The organism is Arthrobacter sp. (genome assembly GCF_031179385.1).
Taxonomy (GTDB): domain Bacteria; phylum Actinomycetota; class Actinomycetes; order Actinomycetales; family Micrococcaceae; genus Arthrobacter_D.
The window spans coordinates 1-3,023 of sequence record NZ_JAPSHV010000202.1 but is presented as its reverse complement, the minus strand read 5'-3'; the positions used below and the strand labels follow the sequence as shown (position 1 = coordinate 3,023).

Annotated in this window: 3 protein-coding genes and 1 pseudogene; 3 read left to right on the top strand and 1 reads right to left on the bottom strand. The window is 61.3% G+C overall.

Annotated features, from left to right (window positions below):
* Positions 1–6 precede the first annotated feature (6 nt).
* Entirely contained in the window at positions 7–93 is an 87-nt protein-coding gene (locus RIF85_RS15960) for a hypothetical protein (RefSeq protein ID WP_375164465.1), read from the top strand.
* Between the two features lie 81 nt (positions 94–174).
* Positions 175–1,191, top strand: a complete 1,017-nt coding sequence (locus RIF85_RS15465) for a magnesium and cobalt transport protein CorA (protein WP_309072791.1) — start codon at positions 175–177, stop codon at positions 1,189–1,191.
* Between the two features lie 9 nt (positions 1,192–1,200).
* Here RIF85_RS15465 and RIF85_RS15460 read toward each other — a convergent pair whose 3' ends face one another.
* Complete coding sequence (locus RIF85_RS15460; RefSeq protein ID WP_309072790.1) at positions 1,201–2,247, bottom strand: D-2-hydroxyacid dehydrogenase; 1,047 nt, start codon at positions 2,245–2,247, stop codon at positions 1,201–1,203.
* A 504-nt stretch (positions 2,248–2,751) separates the two neighbouring features.
* On the opposite strand from RIF85_RS15460, the pseudogene RIF85_RS15455 reads away from it, so the two are divergent.
* Positions 2,752–3,023: pseudogene (locus RIF85_RS15455) on the top strand (HNH endonuclease); the annotation flags it as partial.

Genomic DNA, 3,023 nt, shown 5'->3' with positions numbered 1-3,023 from the left:
TTCGACCTGCTGCGCAAGCTGTCCCAGGACACCAACGTGCGTCTGGCTGATGTGGCTGCAGCACTGATCTACCAGTTGCAGACGTCAAACTGACGCGGGGCTTCGGCCGTGGGAGTGGGTGCACGTGAGAGACTCGCCCAAGCACTGGAAGGAACGAGAGCAAAGGACAATCGGGTGACAATCGTTGACAACGGCGTATACGTGGACGGCCACCGTACTGCCAACCCGGTGAACCTGGATGAGACTTTCGAACTCAAGCGTGACCACGGCGGGATGGCCTGGATCGGGTTGTATCGGCCGGATGCCGCCGAGATTCAACGGGTTGCTGAAGAGTTTGCCCTACACGAGCTGGCCGTTGAGGATGCGCTTCACGGTCACCAGCGCTCCAAGTTGGAGCGTTACGGTGAGACACTGTTTGCCGTCCTGCGTCCTGCACGCTACCTGGACGCGGAGGAGATCGTCGAATTCGGTGAACTTCATGTTTTCATCGGGCCCGACTTCATCGTCACCATCCGTCAGGCTGAGTCGCCTGACCTGGCGAAGGTACGACGACGGCTGGAGGCACTGCCGGAGCTCCTCGCCCTCGGCCCGCAAGCGGTGCTGTATGCAATTCTCGATGAAGTGGTTGACCAGTATGCGCCGGTAGTTGCGGGACTCGAGAATGACATCGACGAGATTGAGGATGAGCTCTTCAACTCCGCTCCTGACGTCGCACGCCGCATCTACGAACTTTCCCGCGAGGTCATCGGCTTCCAGCGCGCAGCACATCCGCTGCGTCCTATGCTCGATGCCCTGCTGCGCGGGGCCGAGAAGTACGACATGGATCTGGAGCTACAGCGCCGCCTTCGCGACGTTCAAGACCATGTGATTCGGGTGATCGAGCGTGTTGATTCCTTCCGAATCCTGCTGCAGAGTGCCCTTTCCGTCCACGCGACACTTGTGACACAGCGGCAGAACGAAGAGATGCGTCATCTTTCGGAAGCCAGTCTCGCCCAGAGCGAGGAAGTGAAGAAGATATCCTCCTGGGCGGCCATTCTTTTTGCACCCACACTGGTGGGCACGGTGTACGGGATGAACTTCGAACACATGCCGGAGCTTGGCTGGGCGTTCGGCTACCCCTTTGCGCTGGCCCTGATGGTCCTGATGGGGATCGGTCTCTATCTCACCTTCAAGCACAAGAAGTGGATGTAGCGCGCCGGTTCAGTAGAACTCGACGGTATCGACAACGTTCAGCATCGGCTCCCCGTCCAGTAAACGCCTCGCGTTCTCCGCGAACAACTCTGCGATTTTCCGCTCCTCGTCCTCATAGGTTCCCGCGTTGTGAGGACTTACGACGACGTTTGGAAGCTCCCAGAGCGGACTGTTCGTTGGAAGCGGTTCCTGTTCAAATACGTCAAGAGCAGCGAACCCGACGCGGCCGTCGATCAACGCCTCGGTCAGCGCCTCCTCGTCGATGGTGGTGCCCCGACCGACATTGACGACTGTGATGCCCGCCTTGACCTGCTCCAGCAGGGTGCGGCTGAGCATGTGACGGGTGGCATCGGTGGCCGGAAGGCAAAGCACCACGGCGTCGACGTCGGGAAGCAGGCTGGCGAGTTGTTCCGGCGGGACGATCCGTGAGACGCCCTCTGCTTCAATGCTGCGCCGGTGAACACCGACCACCTCAACTCCCAGCGCACTGAGTTTGCGGGCCACCGCCCGCCCGATCCCGCCCAGGCCGACGACGGCGACGCGTTGGTCCGCGATCAGCGGTACCGGACGCCGTGCTCCCCATGTATGTGCGCGCTGGTCCCGGAGCAGTTGCGGCAAATTCTGCGAGCCTGCCAGTACTCCGAAGACAGCAAATTCGGCCAGCGGCTCGGCATGAACTCCGCCCGACGTGGTGAACGTGATCCGTTGCAGTTCCTCCTCCGCCAGCTTCGCCGCTCTGACCTGGTTGCCGCCACCTGCCGGAGTGGTGTGGACCCACCGCAGTCGGCGATTGGCGCGTGCGGCCCTCCCCAGCTCCGCGCCGGACTGACCCGGCACTCCGTACAGTGCGTCCGCACTGTCGATGAGAGCCTCATACGCCGCCTGCTGCTGTGGTGTCCGCTTGAAGTTCCTGTCGCCCAGATGATCCCCCGGGTAAAGCTGTGGCGGCAGCAGTGTCTGATCCCTCACCAGTTCGATCCGCGGCTCCAGCTTCTCGATGAGCTCGCACAGCGGCTCAGGCAGGGGAGTGGGAACGAACACGCGTAGATCGGCCATGGTTCTCCTGTCGACTAGGGATGTGACCGAGCATATGGGATGCCGGTGACAGCTTTCCGCGGGTGCCGTGTTCAACGTTCCGAAAATGTCGGTGGCGGGTGTTTGGCTTTCCTCATGACGTCGGAAGTGGAGCTGGAGGACTCATCGCTGTATGCCGATGACTATGCCTGGCATGACTTTCTGACTGAGCGTGACTTCCGCCCTGAGGATCTTTGGGAGTTCGACTGTGAACTTTGGTCTCCAGGGGTCGGCAGTACACCCTCAGAAGGCCCCTCCCATGCCCAGCCGGAGTCGGGCGGACAAACACCCGGTCGGCCAGAGGCCCAGCTTCAGCCTTCAATGCGGGTGTGGGAATCGGCACCTCCCACGCATTCCGCGGCTACCGGAACGGACACGGATCATGCCAATGGGTTCGGCTTGGGTTCTCCGGATCCTGCTGGTCTTTGCGGGCGGGTGGTACTCACTGGGCTCGAAGCTCTTGATAACAGCGATACAGCAGACGCCTTGAAAAAACTTGCCGGGCTCCGGTCCTGGATTGATGCGATAGAAGCGCGCATTGTCGCTGCGCTCGCCGACAGGACTCGGGATGAAGTTCTGCACCGATTCCCGAGTGGGAACCGCGCGGAGGACATGGCTCAGTCCGTTGCAGCATCAGAGGTGGCCTTCACACTGAACATCCCGGAACGCACCGCGCACCGTCTGGTTGAGGAATCCGTGCAGCTGACCGCGAAGCATTCCGCCACCCTGGAAGCGCTTGAAGCCGGATCGATTTCCCG